The organism is Flavobacterium esculini, from assembly GCF_048284325.1.
Taxonomy (GTDB): domain Bacteria; phylum Bacteroidota; class Bacteroidia; order Flavobacteriales; family Flavobacteriaceae; genus Flavobacterium.
The window spans coordinates 190,134-207,641 of the sequence record NZ_JBLVPI010000003.1; the positions used below are offsets into that span (position 1 = coordinate 190,134).

General features: G+C 36.1%; 12 protein-coding genes. 2 read left to right on the forward strand and 10 right to left on the reverse strand.

Translation table 11 applies throughout. From position 1 onward, the window contains the following. Positions 1–109 precede the first annotated feature (109 nt). Positions 110–1,045 (forward strand): non-homologous end-joining DNA ligase, encoded by a 936-nt coding sequence (gene ligD, locus ACNQGG_RS04140; RefSeq protein ID WP_417961772.1) that lies wholly within the window; start codon positions 110–112, stop codon positions 1,043–1,045. Here ligD and ku read toward each other — a convergent pair. Together ku and cfa are read right to left on the reverse strand one after the other, a co-directional pair. After that, a complete protein-coding gene (gene ku, locus ACNQGG_RS04145; RefSeq protein WP_417961773.1) occupies positions 1,042–1,830 on the reverse strand; it encodes a non-homologous end joining protein Ku in 789 nt (262 codons plus the stop codon). The two genes, ligD and ku, sit on opposite strands and share 4 nt — an antisense overlap. 68 nt (positions 1,831–1,898) lie before the next feature. Beyond that, positions 1,899–3,017 (reverse strand): cyclopropane fatty acyl phospholipid synthase, encoded by a 1,119-nt coding sequence (gene cfa, locus ACNQGG_RS04150; protein ID WP_417961774.1) that lies wholly within the window; start codon positions 3,015–3,017, stop codon positions 1,899–1,901. Between the two features lie 539 nt (positions 3,018–3,556). On the opposite strand from cfa, the gene ACNQGG_RS04155 reads away from it, so the two are divergent. Beyond that, positions 3,557–4,951, forward strand: coding sequence for a glycoside hydrolase family 130 protein (locus tag ACNQGG_RS04155; protein WP_417961776.1), 1,395 nt, complete (start codon positions 3,557–3,559; stop codon positions 4,949–4,951). 120 nt (positions 4,952–5,071) lie between these two features. Here the strand turns inward: ACNQGG_RS04155 and ACNQGG_RS04160 are convergent, their stop codons facing one another. The 8 genes from ACNQGG_RS04160 to ACNQGG_RS04195 all read right to left on the reverse strand — a co-directional run bounded on the left by ACNQGG_RS04160 (position 5,072) and on the right by ACNQGG_RS04195 (position 17,461). Continuing rightward, complete coding sequence (locus ACNQGG_RS04160; RefSeq protein ID WP_417961777.1) at positions 5,072–6,073, reverse strand: LLM class flavin-dependent oxidoreductase; 1,002 nt, start codon at positions 6,071–6,073, stop codon at positions 5,072–5,074. Between the two features lie 207 nt (positions 6,074–6,280). Next, positions 6,281–6,796, reverse strand: a complete 516-nt coding sequence (locus ACNQGG_RS04165; protein ID WP_417961778.1) for a cupin domain-containing protein — start codon at positions 6,794–6,796, stop codon at positions 6,281–6,283. Between the two features lie 39 nt (positions 6,797–6,835). Next, a complete protein-coding gene (locus ACNQGG_RS04170; protein ID WP_417961779.1) occupies positions 6,836–8,458 on the reverse strand; it encodes an alpha-glucosidase in 1,623 nt (540 codons plus the stop codon). A gap of 10 nt (positions 8,459–8,468) precedes the next feature. Further along, positions 8,469–10,196: a hypothetical protein gene (locus ACNQGG_RS04175; protein WP_417961780.1), complete on the reverse strand. Its 1,728-nt coding sequence runs from the start codon at positions 10,194–10,196 to the stop codon at positions 8,469–8,471. Positions 10,197–10,244: 48 nt separating this feature from the next. Then, entirely contained in the window at positions 10,245–11,534 is a 1,290-nt protein-coding gene (locus ACNQGG_RS04180; protein WP_417961781.1) for an MFS transporter, read from the reverse strand. After that, the gene (locus ACNQGG_RS04185; protein ID WP_417961782.1) at positions 11,534–12,592 is read right to left on the reverse strand and encodes a glycoside hydrolase family 130 protein; all 1,059 of its coding nucleotides are present in this window, start codon (positions 12,590–12,592) and stop codon (positions 11,534–11,536) included. The genes ACNQGG_RS04180 and ACNQGG_RS04185 overlap by 1 nt, the downstream gene beginning before the upstream one ends. A gap of 299 nt (positions 12,593–12,891) precedes the next feature. After that, on the reverse strand, positions 12,892–14,373 hold the full coding sequence (locus ACNQGG_RS04190) for a RagB/SusD family nutrient uptake outer membrane protein (RefSeq protein ID WP_417961783.1): 1,482 nt from the start codon (positions 14,371–14,373) through the stop codon (positions 12,892–12,894). A gap of 22 nt (positions 14,374–14,395) precedes the next feature. Next, positions 14,396–17,461: a SusC/RagA family TonB-linked outer membrane protein gene (locus ACNQGG_RS04195; protein WP_417961784.1), complete on the reverse strand. Its 3,066-nt coding sequence runs from the start codon at positions 17,459–17,461 to the stop codon at positions 14,396–14,398. Between the last annotated feature and the right edge of the window lie 47 nt (positions 17,462–17,508).

Below are 17,508 nucleotides of genomic sequence, written 5' to 3' on the forward strand. Positions count from 1 at the left end.
TACCTATGATTTACTATAATCAAGTGAAACGTCTTTACAAAATCAAGAAAAACTATGTAGTTAAAAAATAACAAGAAAATTACATAAACTTAAATTAAAAATTACTGCCATGAATAGTATAAATGAAAATGATTTTTATTTAAAAATGGGCAAAGTAAGTTTGCATTTAACCAATCAAAACAAAATATTTTTCCCAGATGATGGTATTTCAAAAGGGGATATCGTAAATTATTATAATGAAGTTTCTGCATTCATATTACCCTATCTAAAGAATCGCCCGGAATCCATGAACCGATTTCCTAATGGAATCAACGGAACCAGTTTTTATCAAAAAGATGTGGATCCGGAAAAAATTCCATCATGGCTGACAACGGAGAAAATTTATTCGGAATCGAATGATAAATACATTGATTATTTGCTGTGCAATGACAAAGCAACCTTACTGTATATGGCAAATTTAGGTTGTATTGAATTCAACCCATGGAATTCCACAATTAAGAAAATGGATAAACCGGATTGGGCTGTGATTGATTTAGACCCTGCAAAAAATGATTTTAAAGAGGTTGTAAAAACAGCACATACCGTAAAAAAAATAATGGATGAATTGGAAACAGAATGCTATTGCAAAACTTCAGGAGCAACAGGTTTGCATATTTACATCCCGTTAGGGGCTCAATACCGGTATGATTCCGTTAAACTATTTTCAGAATTAATTGCAAACAAAGTTGTTGCTAGATTGCCTGAAATAGCTAGTGTTACACGACCGGTTGGAAATAGAGGGAATAAAATCTATATTGATTTTTTACAAAACAGACAAGGGCAGACTTTGGCTTCGGCCTATTCTGTCAGACCCAGACCCGGAGCCACCGTTTCAACTCCTTTGGAATGGGGAGAAGTGAATGAAAAATTATCTCCAGTACAATTTACCATCAAAAACGTGCTGAAACGCTTTGACAAAAAAGGTGATTTATGGAAACCGGTATTGGGCAAAGGAGCCAATTTAGAACTAATTCTGAAAAGGATTTCTGAAAATCCACCGCATTAAGACGATTTACTTTTCTCGCTTTCAAGACTCGCTTTCAGCATAGCCATTAGATCATCATTTTGTTTATGTACCACTTTTAACTTAGGGGCAACTTGTTTTTTTCCTTTTACTTTATTGTTTATAATTTCTAAAAGTTTTGCTGTATAATTATCCTTGTATTTTGCAATATCAAATTTCTCGGTTAATTGTTCCACTAATTTAACTGCCATATCCATTTCTTTTGAATTCATTTCAGAAAGCGGAGGTAATTTTAATTCGGTAGTATTTCTAATCTCCTCTTGAAATCGAATTCGGTTAAGCACGATAACATTTTTATAAGATTTTAAAATAACTAAACTCTCTTTATTTCTTAAAACAATGGTACCTACCCCTACTTTTTCAGAAGTTTTCAACGCATCCCGAAGCAATGCATACGCCTTCAAAGCTCCTTTATCAGGTTCAAGATAATAAGGCTGTTCATAATAAATAGTGTCAATTTCTTTTTCATCAACAAAATTCATTATTTCAATAGTCTTGGTTTTTTCAGCTGCAGCAGCTTCAAAATCTGTGTCTTCAATTACCACATACCGGTCATCCAGTTTATACCCTTTTACTATATCAGCATAAGCGACTTCTTTGCCCGTATTTTCATTAACGCGTTTAAATTTAATGTTAGAATAATCATTCTTATCGAGCATATTCATTTCAATATTGCTCTCCTTAACTGCTGAAAATACTTTAATTGGGATATTAATCAATCCAAAAGTGATTGAGCCTGTCCAAATTGATTTTATTCTGGTTTCCATAAAACTTCTAATTTAATTATTCGATGACAATTCAAGTGATTGTTGCTGCAATTTGAGGAATGCAGACTTTAAAATCGAACAGACTTATATTCCTTTTGAAAAGATGGTTTTGCAACTACAATCTGCCAAAGATTTAACCTTCGGGAACGGAAGGATGCTGCCGATATAGCCAGATAAAAATTCCACATTCTGTAAAATGTTTCATCATATTCCTTTTTTAAAGAATCACTGGATTTTTTAAAATTATCTTGCCAAGCCTTTAAAGTGTAATAATAATGTAACCCGATGTTATGTAAATCCTCTAGCAATAGTTTTTCTTCCATTGCTTTTCCTATTTGTGCCAAAGAAGGAATTAATCCACTGGGAAAAATATATTTATGAATCCAGGGATCCGTATTCAAATCTGTTTTGTTACTGGCAATAAAATGCAGTAGACAAAGACCATTATCCGTTAGATTTTTATTAATAATTTTCATGAATCTATCGTAATTCTTATACCCAACATGTTCTAACATCCCGATAGACACAATACGATCAAATTTTTCATCAATATCTCTGTAATCCTGAAAACGAATTTCAACATTCAGACCTTTGCAACGCTCAATGGCTAATTTTTGTTGTTCTGTCGAAATGGTTATCCCAACAACATTCACTTTGTAATTTTTTGCGGCATAATAAGCAAATCCGCCCCATCCACAACCTATGTCTAATACTTTTTGATCTGGTTTTAATTGTAGTTTTTCACAGATTAATTTTAATTTTTGTTCTTGTGCTTCACTTAAAGTTGATGCCCCTTCCCAATAACCGCAGGAATACATCATTAAAGGATCGAGCATATTTTCATATAATACATTCCCAATATCATAATGATGCGCGATGGATTGAAGTGCTTTAGATTTAGTCTGAAGATTAAAAAACTTTGCTTTAAGAACTAACAAAAAGAATTTCCAGTTATTCTGTACTTTTTTTTCAATTCCATTTGTAAATATTTTATTGAAAAAAGTGTCTAAGTCTTCACAATCCCACCAGCCTTCCATATAACTTTCTCCCATTCCAAGTGATCCCTGACTTAAAACACGTTGATAAAATCTTGGATTATGAACCTTTATATCATAAGGCTTGTTGCCATTGATGGTGATTCCAGTCTCTGAAATTAATTCTTGTACAGCTGCTTTATATCTGTTCATTTTAATGTACTTATTTATACCTGTTTGGGGTGTACTTAGTTCCTAAAATAAGCATGCTAAATTAATTCAAATAACTGAATTACAACACATTAAATTTACAAAAAAAATAACATCAATTTTAAAATATTTTTGCTTAAAACTCCAAAATATAGACAACTTCTAAAAATAGTGCAGACCTAATCTTTAAATTCTAATTCGAAAAAGAATCTATGCTTTGATATCATTCCTCTTTAGGTTTCAATAAGACTAAAAAACACTTTATAATTAATCAAAGCTTGCTCAATGCTATATAAACCAATTTACACTTATTTTTATGTTTATTTTTTCGTAATTTTGAAACAACACATAATTAAAATTTGCGCTTTAAAACCCCCAACTTCTTAAAGAAATTTGAGAACAGATATTAATCCCTAACCGCCTTTTATTACTTCACAAAAGCACACTTTATTATAAAAAAAAATAAATATATGCGAGTTTCTGTCATCCGAAAAAATGTAATATTCACGCCTGATTCTAGGAGGGTTGTTGCCCGGTATTTTATGAATGGAGATCAACGGACCCAAAAAATGGTCGGCCATATAATGATGTTGGACGAAAAACAGGTAATAGATACCCTGGAACACACACTCCGGGAGTTTGCCAGACGGCATCGAAATATTTCCAGCACATTTTTCAGGCATTGTGAAAAAATTAGAGGAATAATTGAGGGGATGCAAATCAATTATGACGGCCTGTCAGATGAACGAAAAATGCTTATAGGTTCCTACTGTACAATGGAGTATGCGATAGAATCTGCCGCTTTTTTCAACCCGTCCATTGTGGAAGATTTTGATCAGTCGGGCCTAGAAATGGGTGAAAAAAGGGTTATTATTTCTTTCCGTGCCACTGGTGAAGGTCATATTTCATCCATCGTTTTTAGAAGGGGAATCCTGGATAAGAACAACCATCTCCAAATAATGAAAATTGGAAATAATATTGACAAAGCTGAGATTGTACACAAAACATTATATAACAAAAAACGGTTTTTAATAAAATTGGCAGAAATGCATACTTCAAACAAGTACTCTGCCCATATTATGCAGGATCTTCCCGATGAATTTGAGTATGCCGTATTAAAAAGCATGATAAATACAGCCTTATGCGATCCAATGATTCGCCAAGAAAGAAGAATTGCCCTCGAAGAAATAATCTGGTTGGCAGATTCATTTTATGATTTGCAATTCAAGCACGATTCTGATATAACCGAACGTGTTATATTTCCAATATCAGATTCTGAAAGTCGTGGTATTGAAGATGCCCGCTTTGTGCGCTTTGTGGATGATGATAAATCAGAAAGAATAATAGCAACTTATACGGCTTATAATGGTCATACCATTCTTCCAAAACTAATTTCTACCGAAGATTTTTATACGTTCCGTGTAATGCCATTACATGGAATCGGTGCCCAAAATAAAAACCTGGCATTATTTCCCAGAAAAATAAAGGGTAAGTATGCCATGCTATCTAGAATTGATGGGGTTAACAATTACCTTATGTATTCTGATAGAGCTACACAATGGAACAATCCTGTTATGCTTCAAGAGCCCCGTTATCCATGGGAATTTACACAAATCGGAAATTGTGGTTCCCCACTTTGGACTGCAGAAGGCTGGCTAGTTATCACCCATGGTGTGGGCGCCATGAGACGCTACTGCATAGGTGCGTCACTGTTTGATCTTGACGATCCTTCGAAAGAAATTGGAAGGCTTAAAGAACCCTTGCTTTCACCATTAGAGGACGAAAGAGAAGGGTATGTTCCCAATGTCGTATATTCTTGCGGTTCAATTATTCACAACAACAGTCTTATATTGCCTTATGCTGTATCTGACTATTCCTCTACTTATGCTGTTGTGGATATGGTAGAATTGATGGATGCTTTGAAGAAAAGTAAATGATAATTTATTTTAGATACCCCACATATAATGAAATTCCAACATTTGTATAAATAAAAATTCCGTTTCAATTGAAACGGGATTTTTTTACTTTCAAACGATTCTTATACTTTAGTTGAAATATTATTTTAAAGTATCGATAACTTCTTTCATGAGTCGCAAACTTTTCAATTTCTCCTGATGATTAAAAATGGGACTGGTAATCATCAATTCATCAACACGGGAATAAGTTATAAATTGCTGTATATCGGTTGCTAATTTTTCTTTGTTTCCCACAAATGAGCAGGCTGTCATCTGGTTAACATGAAAACGTTCCTGATCGCTCATAATCCCTTCTAAAGAATCAACCGGAGGCTGCAGTCCTTTTCTATCATTTCGTATTAAATTCAGAAACATTTGCGTCAAACTGGTTGACAAAATTTCAGCTTCTTTATCTGTATCTGCGGCTATCGCATTTACACATGCCATCGTTTTGGGTTTGTCCAAAAATGGAGAAGGCTGAAAATTATCACGATAAAATTCAAACGCTTGCAACATCAATTTGGGTGCAAAATGTCCTGCAAATGCATACGGTAATCCATTGGCAGCAGCCAAAGCCGCACTATCCATACTGGAGCCTAAAATCCAAACCGGAACTTTTGTCCCTTCTGCAGCGAAGGCACGTACATTTGCTGTAGCATTTTCCACAGAAAAATAATCCTGAAGTGCGGCCACATTTTGTGGAAATCGTTGGGATTGTTCAAAGAAATCTTTCCGAATGGCTTGTGCGGTCAACGAGTCCGTTCCTGGCGCTCTTCCTAAGCCCAAATCAATTCGGTCAGGATAGAGCAATTCCAATGTTCCAAACTGCTCCGCAACGATAAGCGGGGAATGATTTGGCAACATGATTCCTCCGGACCCCACTCTAATATTTTGTGTTTGACTGGCAATATAACCAATCAGAACAACCGTCGCTGAACTAGCCACATGTGCCATATTATGATGTTCGGCTAACCAAAATCGATTGTATCCCAAACTATCAGCAAGCTGGGCTACCTCTTTTGTTTTTTGCAATGTTTCGCTAGCGTTGCTATCTTCAGTAATCACTGCTAATTCTAATATAGAAATTGGAATATTTTTTATCATCTAAATTTTGAATTTTGAACAAAATTAAGCATTTACACCAAAGGCCTATATTCTTTGGTGTTAATTGAATTATAATGTTTTAAAATCAAAATAAACTATTATTTATTAGCCTTTAAAGTACAAGTGACTAGGTTTCCTTCTCAATTTATAAAAAAATCTTACCTATCCCAATGCCTCAACATGACCCACAATAGAAACAATCCTTATTTATCTTCCAAAATCATCTTGTAAACGAACAATATCATCTTCATCAGAAGGGTTTTCCGGATCAGTATGCTGCCAAATTTCGGCAACTATCCCCCAAGAATCAAGGCCTATCAAGCGATGGCGTTCCCCATTGTCCATTTGAATAAAAGTGCCTGGTGCCAGTTTTTGAATGTCCCCTTCTTCATCGGTCAAACTCGTTTTTACCCCAACAATACCAGAAAGTATTTTCCATATTTCGGCTCGACGATGATGAAATTGCCAAGACAACCGTTTATGTGGAGCAACCACTAAGATTTTAGGACTCAGTTTATTCGTAATTTTAATCACATCCATTTCTAGATGTGGGAAAAATTGAGCTGCAAAAGCAGAAGCTTGACTTTCGTCAATTACAAAAAAACCTCCCCAAGGCCGGGTTTCATCTTGTTTTATAATGGTAAAATTTTCTTTTTTTAATGCTGCCGCAATTTGTTCAAAAACAGCACTTTTTTCTAAATCATTAGGTATGTTCAGATTCATTTTTATTGTTTTAAAAAGTATTCGGTTGATATATTTATGCTAATTTTTGTAAATAATAAAACCATTAGGTTTCAATTTTGGTTTTCCCATTAGGATTTTAGCTCCTTTTGGAAGCTTGATTTCTTTTGCTAAGCCAAAATTTATGAGTACCGTAATTTGCTCTCCTTCAAAAGAACGGGTAAACAAAATTTGATTGTTATGATGTTCTAGTCTTTCGTATTTCCCATATTGCAAAACTTTTTCATTATTTCGCAGCGCAATCAACTTTTTGTAGCCGTTAAGAATGGACTTTTTTTTGTTCATTAAACGCTGAACATTGTTTTTTTTGTAATCAGGATTAATTTTTATCCAAGTTTTCTGTGTTGAAAAACCTGCGAAAGGAGTCCAATTCCATTGCATCGGACTACGGGATTTGTCCCGATTGTGCTCATTTCCTTCAACAAGCGCTTCATTAGATTTTTTCCCTTTGGCCAAAGCCAATTCATAATGAGTCCTTCCTTGAATATCGACCATTTCACCCAAATTTTCTGCGATGATGTTATGCATCCCGATTTCTTCGCCATAATAAATAAAAGGAACCCCTTTGGCGGTAAGCATCAATGCCGATAATGCCAACGCTTTATCAGGATTACCATCGGCTAATCGGTCTATCATTCGAGGCATATCATGGCTTCCAAAAAACAAAGTTGGATAATTGCTCATGTTTTTTTCCATACTTTGCAATTCGTCAAAAATACGTTGCGAAGAAAATATTTTAATGCTTCCAAAGTTGAAATTAAAAACCACATCCAACAAATCCTGTGACTGGTATTGTTTTAAAACATCAATTTTATCGCTTCCTATTTCTCCTACTATAAAACGATTATCATATTCGCTTACAGTCGATTTTATGATTCGCATGGCATTTTTCACACCAGCCTGATCGATGTCGTTGGTGTGTTGTTGTAGCCCGTCTTTTACCGGATTATTCGCCATAATTCCATCGGTGGTTAAAAAATTGATTACATCCAATCGAAATCCATCGACACCGCTATCCAGCCAAAAGCGTAGCCCTTTTTGAACCTCAGCCACAACTTTAGGATTCGACCAGTTGAGATCTGCCATTTTTTTATCAAACTTATGATAGTAATATTGATGGGTTACCGTGTCTTTCTCCCAAGCGGTTCCCCCAAAAAAAGATTCCCAATTGTTGGGTTTATCTTTCCAAATATAATAATCCCGATATGGATTGTCAACTGATTTTCGAGATTCCTGAAACCAATTGCACTCCGTGGAAGTATGATTCAGCACCATATCCATAATCACTTTAATTCCTCTTTTATGCGCTTCTTTCAAAAAAGTATCAAAATCTGCTTTGCTGCCATAAGTAGGATCTACCTCGTAATAATTAGCAATGTCATAACCGTTATCAACCTTTGGCGAAGTGAGAAATGGAGTCAGCCAGATTCCTTTTATGCCCAACCCCTGCAAATAATCCAACTTTTTGATCATCCCTTTAAAATCGCCATATCCATCGCCATTACTGTCCGCATAACTAGGCATATAGATTTGGTAAAATACCGATTCTTTCCACCATTTTTCTGAATTTTCATGCTGTTGTGCGGCAACGGAGCTACCAGCAAACAGCAACAAATAAAATAATGTACTGATTGTATATTTCATATCAAAAAGTTTATTTTTTCTGTTGAAAATTATAATCTACCACAACACCGTCTACTAACATTTTAGAACCTTCATACGTTATTTTACCGCCAGATGGAACACAAATAAGTACCGCAGCACTTTCTGGAGCAATCTTTATTTTAACCGAAGAAGAAACGTTACGCGCAACAAAACGCCCCGAAACAGTATTGTACAAATCGACTTTTTTTCCTTGCTCTGCAGCTACTGAAACTTTTTTATTCGTAGCATAAGGGTTATAATATAAAAAAGAAGGATAGGCTTTATCACTATAAAAATCAGTAGCCAGTAGATTCAATTGTAGAATTCCAGTCACATTCGTTGCACGGATAATGCTTCCGAAGATCCCCACATGTCCGCTGCCATAAACACTGAATTGCGATTCTTCGGGATTTTGACCCGGTACCCAAAGTGGTCCGTCACCTTGTGCCACGGGTCCCTTTATGTTTTCATAGGCTTTATAACTGGACTGACGAATCATCCCTTCATACCCGATTACTCCTTTGCTAACCTCAGCTAGATGCGGAATCGTTTCGTGCTCATCCGGCATGTACTGCGGATAAAAGAAGCGCGAAGCATTAGCGGCGTTCAACATCCATTTCCCAATTGCCGTAGCATACGATTGATTGTAGCGAACCATCGGAACCATTGGCCAAGCCATATCATAGGTATTCATCAAAAAGCCATAACCACCATGATCCACGGTACTACCAACGGTTCCTGAAATGTCAATTCCGTTCCAGTTGCCTACCAAAACACCCCAGCCTTCCCTACAAATTGCGGTTCCATCGAAGGTCCACCCCAACATTTTATTCGTGTCGTATTGCGCTGCTCCTTCTTCTGCGTTTATTCTTGCCGCTAAATAAGCTCCAAAAGGCATTAGCAATTCATACGTTGGATTTATAGGTTGCGATTGTAGTGCAGCCAATGCACTTTTGGCTCCTTTTAAATACCTTGGATCTCCAAATTTTTTATACGCTGCATACAAAACCCATGCATGACCCGCTGCGGCATCAGGTTGCGCGCAGATGTTGTTTTTCATCGGTTTCATTTTGCCGTAGTCAAAATAGGAATAATCATAATTCCCATTTAAAATAGAATCGGCTTTGAAGAATTTTTCGGCTATACTTTTAGCGATTACATCAAAACCCGGTTCGTTAGGGTATTTGTCATAAACGGCATAAAACAAGAGATTCGGATATACATCATACCACCAATCCCGTCCATAACCACCACCCAATAAAGCCACTTCCGGAGCCGTATTGTTCATCATAATGTCCCAACCTGTTTCACTATTGAAATAATTTTTTAGCATACCAACATAATTTAAATTTGGTTGTTTGCTTTTGTCTATCCCCACTAAACTGGCGCCTAATGTGGCTCCCATTGTAGCGAGTGCTTCATGAAACATCCCTTTATTATTGGTTCCTTGCCTCACATCAGCCACTGCGGTATAGATACCAACAACGTTTTGAGGAAAATTCTTTTTGGTACTGTCTATCCATACCATCGGCCAAAATTTACCTTTGGCATTAAAATCATATACGGTACTATCAAAACGCACCGCCATTTTTTTATAATCGATGATTTGAAATGGTTTGGGCAAGTTTGGCATCTGGTCCACACGTGCTATCCTTTGTTGTTTAACTTGGGCAGTTCCATTGAATCCGAAAAGGATAAGAAACAAACCAGCGCAAGTAATTTTGAAAATAATATTCATTTCTTATTTTGATTTAATTATAATTCTATTTTAGAAATTGATCGGTATTTACAGCATTTTTTCGGCCACTTCATTCCGTACTTTGCTATCAATTACAGGTTCATCCGGAGAAAGCAATTTCCCTTCTGCTATAATTTTCTTGGCGACAAAAATAGAACTCAACTGCAATATCGCAACGATAACAATAGCATAGCGCAACGCAATTTCAGTAGAGATAGCATAGGCCAAAACGAGAAACGTTCCCGCTCCTAAAAATCTCCCTGTAAATAATCCCGCCTCGTGGTTCAAAATATAGGCAAATTCGCCTCTTTTTTCAATTTTAGAAACAATATCGATTACTTTAAATTGAATTGGAAAATACGCCAAATCCATCAGGGGTTTTGCAATCAGCAACAATAAAATAAACATAATCACACCGGTTTGATTGAATAATAACCCATTGACTATTGCTCCTAAGGCAAATAAGACAAGTCCTGCAGTAAAAATTTTTATTCGATCCGAAGGTTTTGAAATCCTTCCTAAAACATACATAATTACTGCAGCAATTATAGCTCCTATGGATTGAGCAGTTCCTAATGCCCCTTCTTTCCCTATTAATAACATGATTAGCATGGCTGGCGCTGTTACCAGAAAACCCTGTACCAAACCTTTCAATACTGACAATGACAACAACTTATACCATAATTGGTGAAATTTAAAAAAAACGTATTTTTTTTGTTCCGGGTTTTTGAATGTCCCCCTGAAACAAACTATAGAGGCTGCTACAGTCACTAAAAATACGATTCCGGTAATAATTAGATAGGCCGTGTGAATTTGTGCTTCGTCTCCGCTTGATTCGATAAACCAACCAATAGTAATGGGAATGACTACGGCTATAATCGTGTAGAAAAAGGTTTCCAAACCATAATAATAATTTCGATTCGTATCATTGGTAATGGCTAATGCCAAATAATCTCTGTTGGACCAATAAAAGCCAAAAGACAATCCCATCGTAATACCTGCAAATCCTATTCCCACTAAATCTAATGTCTTTAATGACATCATAATCATCATGGAAACGCCGCTAAGCATCATTCCTGCCGAATATAATTTCCTGATATTAAAATGTTTCAGCAAATAGCCATTCAATAAAAAAGTAAGCGGTATTCCGGTATAAATAGTAAGCTGATAAATCACCACCTTTACTGGGTCATTAGAGCTTCGCATCACATAAGCAGCTACAAAAATATCGATCACCGGCAACACGATGGCATAGACCAGATTAGTAAGTACTAATATTTGAAAATTGTGGGTCTGGCTTTTAAAATGGCTAATTTCGGTTTGTAATTTCTTGAACATTAGTTAAATTTTAAAAGTGAATAAATCGCTTTGATAGAAAACTCCGCGCCGCAAACAAACTCATCCGAAGCACCGTAATAGATGGTAACCGTATCGCCATCAGGCTGAACAATATGTCCGTTAGTAAATACTACATTCCCAAAAAAACCAGTCAACTCATAGGTTGCGGTAGGAACCATTATGGGTTCTTCAGTGCGTGCAATTACTTTTGTAGGATCTTGTAAATCCATTAAAAAAGCCCCTAAACAATATTGATGTGCCGCATTGGCTCCATGATAAATAGCCAGCCACCCTTTTTCAGTTTTTATGGGAGCAGCTCCTGCACCCACTCTTTTGCTATCCCATAGCCCAGCCCTTGTTTTTATAATACAATGGTGATTTCCCCAGTGCAAGCCATCCGGAGAGGAAGTGATCCAAATATAATTTCCTCCAATATCAACGCTGCTTGGGCGGTGTAAAGCATAAAACATCCCATTTATTTTTTCATCAAAGATGGCGCAATCCTTATTGTGTGGTGGCAACATCATCCCATGGGATTGAAAATTTTTCCAATCGGTTGTGGTGCGTAAACCTACACCTACTCCATTATCAGAAACTGCGGTATAGGTCAGGTAATATTTATTTTCGAGCAAAGTAACCCGGCAATCTTCTATACCAAATGTTTCCAATATTCCCTCTCCAACTAAAGGTGGATAATTCTCTGGCTCATAAAAATGATGTCCATCGGTACTGCATAATAATCTCAGATGTGATAACGTAGTCAAATAATCTACTCCTTTATAATTGATCACTCTGGCATCGCTGGCGTCTAATTCCGGATCGGCTGTAGGAATTTCTATAATTTTAATCGCTCCAGTTTCCGTTAAAATAGGAAACGAAATACTATTCTCTTTTTGTTCCGGTCTTTCGGCAACACGAACAATCAACCATGTTTTTCCTTCAAATTGAAATACCCCCGGATTAAGAAGACAGGTAATTTGTAAGCCTTCTCTGCTGGCAGGTAAATCTGCTGGGGATAATAATGGGTTTTGTGTAAAACGTTTTGCAATATCTTTCATGCTAATCTATTTTAGTTTTTTTAGTTTTTAGTCGAAATCTATTTCTAGCTTACGAAGATGTGTAGTGTAACAGTAAATTTATTCATAAAATCTTACAACTATTCTATTTATTTACAGATATATAGAATAAGAAACTGATTTTCATTAGATTTAAAAAAATTCAGACCATTTATGAAATTCATGTTGGTTCAGATTTTACTTTTAAGGATCAGAAATCAATTCAAAATATAAAAATAGAGAAGTAGCAATTTTTTAAATGCAACTGCTACTTCTCAAGGGATCTTAAATAAACCAGAACATTAATACCCTGGATTTTGTGTCAAAGTCCCTGCAGATGCATCAATTTCTGATTGAGGGATTGGATACAACATATGTTTATCTTGAAAACTTTTGCCATGAGCGGTCATCACTGCTTTTGCAATTCCCCATCTTTTTAAGTCCAACATTCTTTGATTTTCGAAACCAAGTTCTGCTCTTCTTTCTGAAATTAACCAGCCTTTTACAGTTGCTTTATCTGTAGAGGTAGCCCGGTTTAGTAATGTTCCCACTGGCGGAATTGTTCCTAATGCCGTTACTGTAGTTCTGGCTCTGGCTCTTATTTGGTTGATAATTGCAATCGCTCCGGGATAATTACCTGTTTCATTCATTGCTTCGGCTTTCCAAAGCAGGGCATCAGCATAACGCAGGTACACTTTATTTGTAGGGGCATCATCATTCCCTTTATTGGCACCATTTAAGCTTCCTAAAATTTTATTCACATTTTGATTCGCGGCATCAACTGTGTATAATTTTCTTGGATCGTTTGGTTCAAATGAATTTAAAAAATCAGTGCTTGGCGCAAAGAATCCCCATCCTAAAGGAGCACAAATCCCATTCCCTTTCCTTGGGGTGGTATTGGATTGATGATCGTAAGAAAAAATAACTTCATTGTCCGTATATTCTTTAGCTGTACTGAAATTATCGAAATAATTTGTATTTAAACTATATCCAAGTGGCGCTAACTCATCCACTAAAGTTATTACTTCTGCCCATTTTTGAGTATATAAAGCCGCTTTTGCCTGAAGCGCTATCACGGCACCTTTAGAAACTCGCCATTTTTCTGTGGTAGAAGAATATTTGGCGTTTGGCAACAATGCTTTTGCTAGGACTAAATCTGATTTTATTTTGTCCCAAACCAATCCTTTATCTGCTCTCACTGCAACATCAAAAGCTTCCTGATAGGTTTTTACTGGTGTTAAAATTAAAGGCACATCACCAAAATTAGTAACCAAGGAGAAATAGTAGTATGATCTTAAGAAATAAGCTTCTCCCAACAATTGATTTTTTCTGGCAGCAGTTATTCCTGTAACTGTTTCTATATCCGCTTTTGTCAATAATTCGATGGCGGTGTTTATTCTTTTAATTCCTTCATAATCATATTTCCATAACCCGTTTGGCCCTCCATTAGTAGAGGTAAAGGTAAAATTATTGATTTCGTCAATCCAAGGTTGATCGCCATCAGAAGACCATTTTTTCTCCATATCATCCGAGGCGATATCTTGCATGATATAATCATTCTGAAAAACAAGTCCTCCGGCCCAATCCCATTGGGCCAGGATATTCAATCTATTTGAAAGCAATTGGTACGATGAACTCACCGATTTTTCCAATGTATTTAATGTCGGTGTAGTATTTGCCTGTTCCAACGTTGTCAATCCAATTGGGTCTTGCGTAAGTTCGTCTTGACAACTTACCAATAACATTAAGCCTAATATAAGTCCAGTTATAACTATTTTTTTCATGATTTATATTTTTACTGTTTTATTAAAGTTGCACTTTTAATCCTAAAATAAACGACTGAGATTGTGGATACGTTCCTTTGTCGATCAATGACGTGGATTCTGGATCTAAGCCAGTGTATTTAGTCACTGTAAATAAATTTTGACCTGATGCATACAAGCGCAGGTATTTAACCCCAGCTATTTCAGTATTAAAAGTGTATCCAATTTCAATATTTTTTAATCTTAGATAAGACGCATCTTCAACAAAAACACTCGATACATTTCCACCTCCATTGTTGTTAAAAGTAAGTCTGGGAGTCGTATTGCTTGTTCCTTCACCGTGCCAGCTATTCAACACTGCTGTTGTTGAATTGAAAGGACGGCTATCATAATCCAAGATTTGTTTCAAATCATTATAGCGATCCACTCCTTCTACACCTTGTAATAAAAAAGAGAAATCAACGTTTTTATATGAACTGGAAAACGCAAAACCATAGGTTACTTTTGGAATCGGGTTACCTATAAAAGTTCTGTCATCAGCGTTAATCTGACCATCACCGTTTAAATCTTTAAACTTGATATCTCCTGGTTGTGTTCCATTGGCATTTGCAAATAAAGTATTGCTCACTTCAGCAGCATTTTGATAAATCCCATCAAATTGGAAACCATAATAAGAGCTTATTGGCTGTCCTACTTCTGTTTTAGTATGTGTCGCTTCATCGGTAATATTCTTTACAAATGTTTGCAGTTTATTTACTCTATTGGTCAAAGTAGCGATGTTCGCATTTACATTGTATTTGAATGCGTGATCCTTGTTTTGAAGATTCAATCCAAATTCAAATCCTTTGTTGCTTACCTCTCCTGCATTTACAAAAGTTCTGTCGATAACTCCTACAGCTACTGCCGGTAAACCTACTGTCAATAATATATCTGAAGTTTTTTTGGTAAAATAATCCGCAGTAAAGGATACTTTATTTTTCAAAATTCCTAAATCTATCCCAAAGTTAGTTTGCGTGGTAGTTTCCCATTTTATGTCTTCATTTCCGTATCTTCTTACACCTGGCGGGTCCGAAGTTACATCAACAATTGTTTGATACGCATTATTAGGTATTTCTTGATTCCCATTTTGCCCCCAACTTGCTCTCAATTTTAAATTAGATAACCAATCCGCTTTTTCCATAAAGTCTTCTTTAGAAACTACCCAACCACCGGAAACAGATGGAAAATAACCCCATTTATTATTCGACCCAAATCTAGAAGAAGCATCTGCCCGCATTGTACTGGTAACAAAATATTTATTGGCATAGCCATAAGTTCCCGAAGCAAAGAAGGATAACAAAGCCCAGTTACTGGCAGATCCTGAACTATAAATATTCGTTGTACTCCCATAATCAAGGTATCTGAAAGGATCGGTAGTATTATCAAACCTTTCTCTGCTGCCCCCTATTGCAGCTGATTTACTGGTAATATTCTCAGTTCCTAACAATAAATTGACCGCATGTTTTTCGTTAATCGTTTTTATGTAATTCAACGTATTACTGAAAGTGAAAGTCATAGCATCCCCTCTATTTTCGTTCAAACTGTTGGGTCTGTTATTTCGTCCCATACCATAAAAGGGATTGGAAGCATCACTAATGTTCGCATCTCCAAAATTTTCCCCAAAATTCTTGTTATGTGAAAATTGAATATCAACCCCTAAATTACTTCTGAATTTTAAAGATTTATCTCCCAAGAAAGCATATTCGCCATATAAATTTCCAAAGGTCTGGAAGGTATTTCTTTTGTCATCTGTAAAATGAACAATTGCAATAGGGTTTGATGTATACTCGTAATTTTTACTCCAGCCATCATTAGGCCCTGTATAGAAAGGCAAATCAGTATATGGATTTCTTGCAGAATAAGTTGGATCACTTGAATTTTTATAAACTCCCAAAACTGGAGGACGAATTAATGCATGACGAATGATACCCGGAGCATCGCCACTGGAAGACAATTTATCTTGTTTGGCATAACTAAGTTGCAAATTGGTCCCCACTTTAAAACGATCAGAAAGATTTGCGTTAACATTTGTTCTAAAATTAAAACGTTGGTATTTATCATTATTCTCCACTATAATACCATCTTGTCCAAAATAACCTCCTGAAATCAAATATTGCATTTTTTCAGAACCACCACTGGCCGAAACTTGGAAATTTTTAGAGATTCCTGTAGTAAACAATTCATCTTGCCAATTAGTATTGGCTAAATCAGTTCTGTTTCTGTCTGTTGCATAAGGACTAATTGCCGAAGCTGCATTTCCAGCTGTATTATGCCAAGCTTGATCTTTTACCGTCAAATATTGATCTGTATTCAACATTTTAGGAAGATTGGCAGCAAAGTGAATTCCGGAGAAATAATCAACATCAAAACTTGATTTTCCTGTTACACCACTTTTGGTCGTGATTAAAACCACTCCTCCCGCTGCTCTTGAACCATAAATAGCTCCTGCCGCGGCATCCTTTAATACGGACATTGATTTTACATCCGATTGGTTCAGGAAAGAAATATCACGTGTAGGAACGCCATCAACCACATACAATACGTCATTATTTCCTAGCGTACCTTCTCCACGAATACGAATTTTGATTCCATCACCAGGCGCACCTGTATTGGCTGACACAAAAACACCCGCTACTTGTCCTTGCAAAGCTTGACCCACATCTGCCACTCTGGTTTTTGATAAATCATCCATATTAACCGAACTTACTGCTCCTGTAATAGATGCCTTCTTTTGACTTGTATATCCCACAATAACTACTTCGTCTAATTTTTGTGAATCACTTGTTAATCGTGCATTGACAATGCTATTTCCTAGTACCGGAATTTCTTTGGTTAAATATCCGATATAGCTAAAAACTAAAACCGCATTAGAATCTACTTTATTAATCGTATAATTTCCATCAAAATCAGTTACCGTATTTATAGCGGTTCCTTTTACGGTAATATTTACTTGCGGCAATGGACCATTGCTATCCGAAACTACACCCCTAACTGTTTGTGCATACATGGCACTCCCCGATACGATTGTCCATAATAGAACTATATTATAAATGATATTTTTTCTCATCATTGGGTTGTGTTAAATTGATTAATAATTCGAGTTAATTTTTTCATGTT

Bases quoted from the DNA above. Each gene is read 5' to 3' on its own strand.
- ACNQGG_RS04180 (WP_417961781.1), bottom strand. From the start codon at position 11,534: ATGTTCAAGAAATTACAAACCGAAATTAGCCATTTTAAAAGCCAGACC.
- ACNQGG_RS04170 (WP_417961779.1), bottom strand. From the start codon at position 8,458: ATGAAATATACAATCAGTACATTATTTTATTTGTTGCTGTTTGCTGGT.
- ACNQGG_RS04155 (WP_417961776.1), top strand. From the start codon at position 3,557: ATGAATGGAGATCAACGGACCCAAAAAATGGTCGGCCATATAATGATG.
- ACNQGG_RS04185 (WP_417961782.1), bottom strand. From the start codon at position 12,592: ATGAAAGATATTGCAAAACGTTTTACACAAAACCCATTATTATCCCCA.
- ACNQGG_RS04195 (WP_417961784.1), bottom strand. From the start codon at position 17,461: ATGATGAGAAAAAATATCATTTATAATATAGTTCTATTATGGACAATC.
- ligD (WP_417961772.1), top strand. From the start codon at position 110: ATGAATAGTATAAATGAAAATGATTTTTATTTAAAAATGGGCAAAGTA.
- ACNQGG_RS04165 (WP_417961778.1), bottom strand. From the start codon at position 6,796: ATGAATCTGAACATACCTAATGATTTAGAAAAAAGTGCTGTTTTTGAA.
- ku (WP_417961773.1), bottom strand. From the start codon at position 1,830: ATGGAAACCAGAATAAAATCAATTTGGACAGGCTCAATCACTTTTGGA.
- ACNQGG_RS04190 (WP_417961783.1), bottom strand. From the start codon at position 14,373: ATGAAAAAAATAGTTATAACTGGACTTATATTAGGCTTAATGTTATTG.
- cfa (WP_417961774.1), bottom strand. From the start codon at position 3,017: ATGAACAGATATAAAGCAGCTGTACAAGAATTAATTTCAGAGACTGGA.
- ACNQGG_RS04175 (WP_417961780.1), bottom strand. From the start codon at position 10,196: ATGAATATTATTTTCAAAATTACTTGCGCTGGTTTGTTTCTTATCCTT.
- ACNQGG_RS04160 (WP_417961777.1), bottom strand. From the start codon at position 6,073: ATGATAAAAAATATTCCAATTTCTATATTAGAATTAGCAGTGATTACT.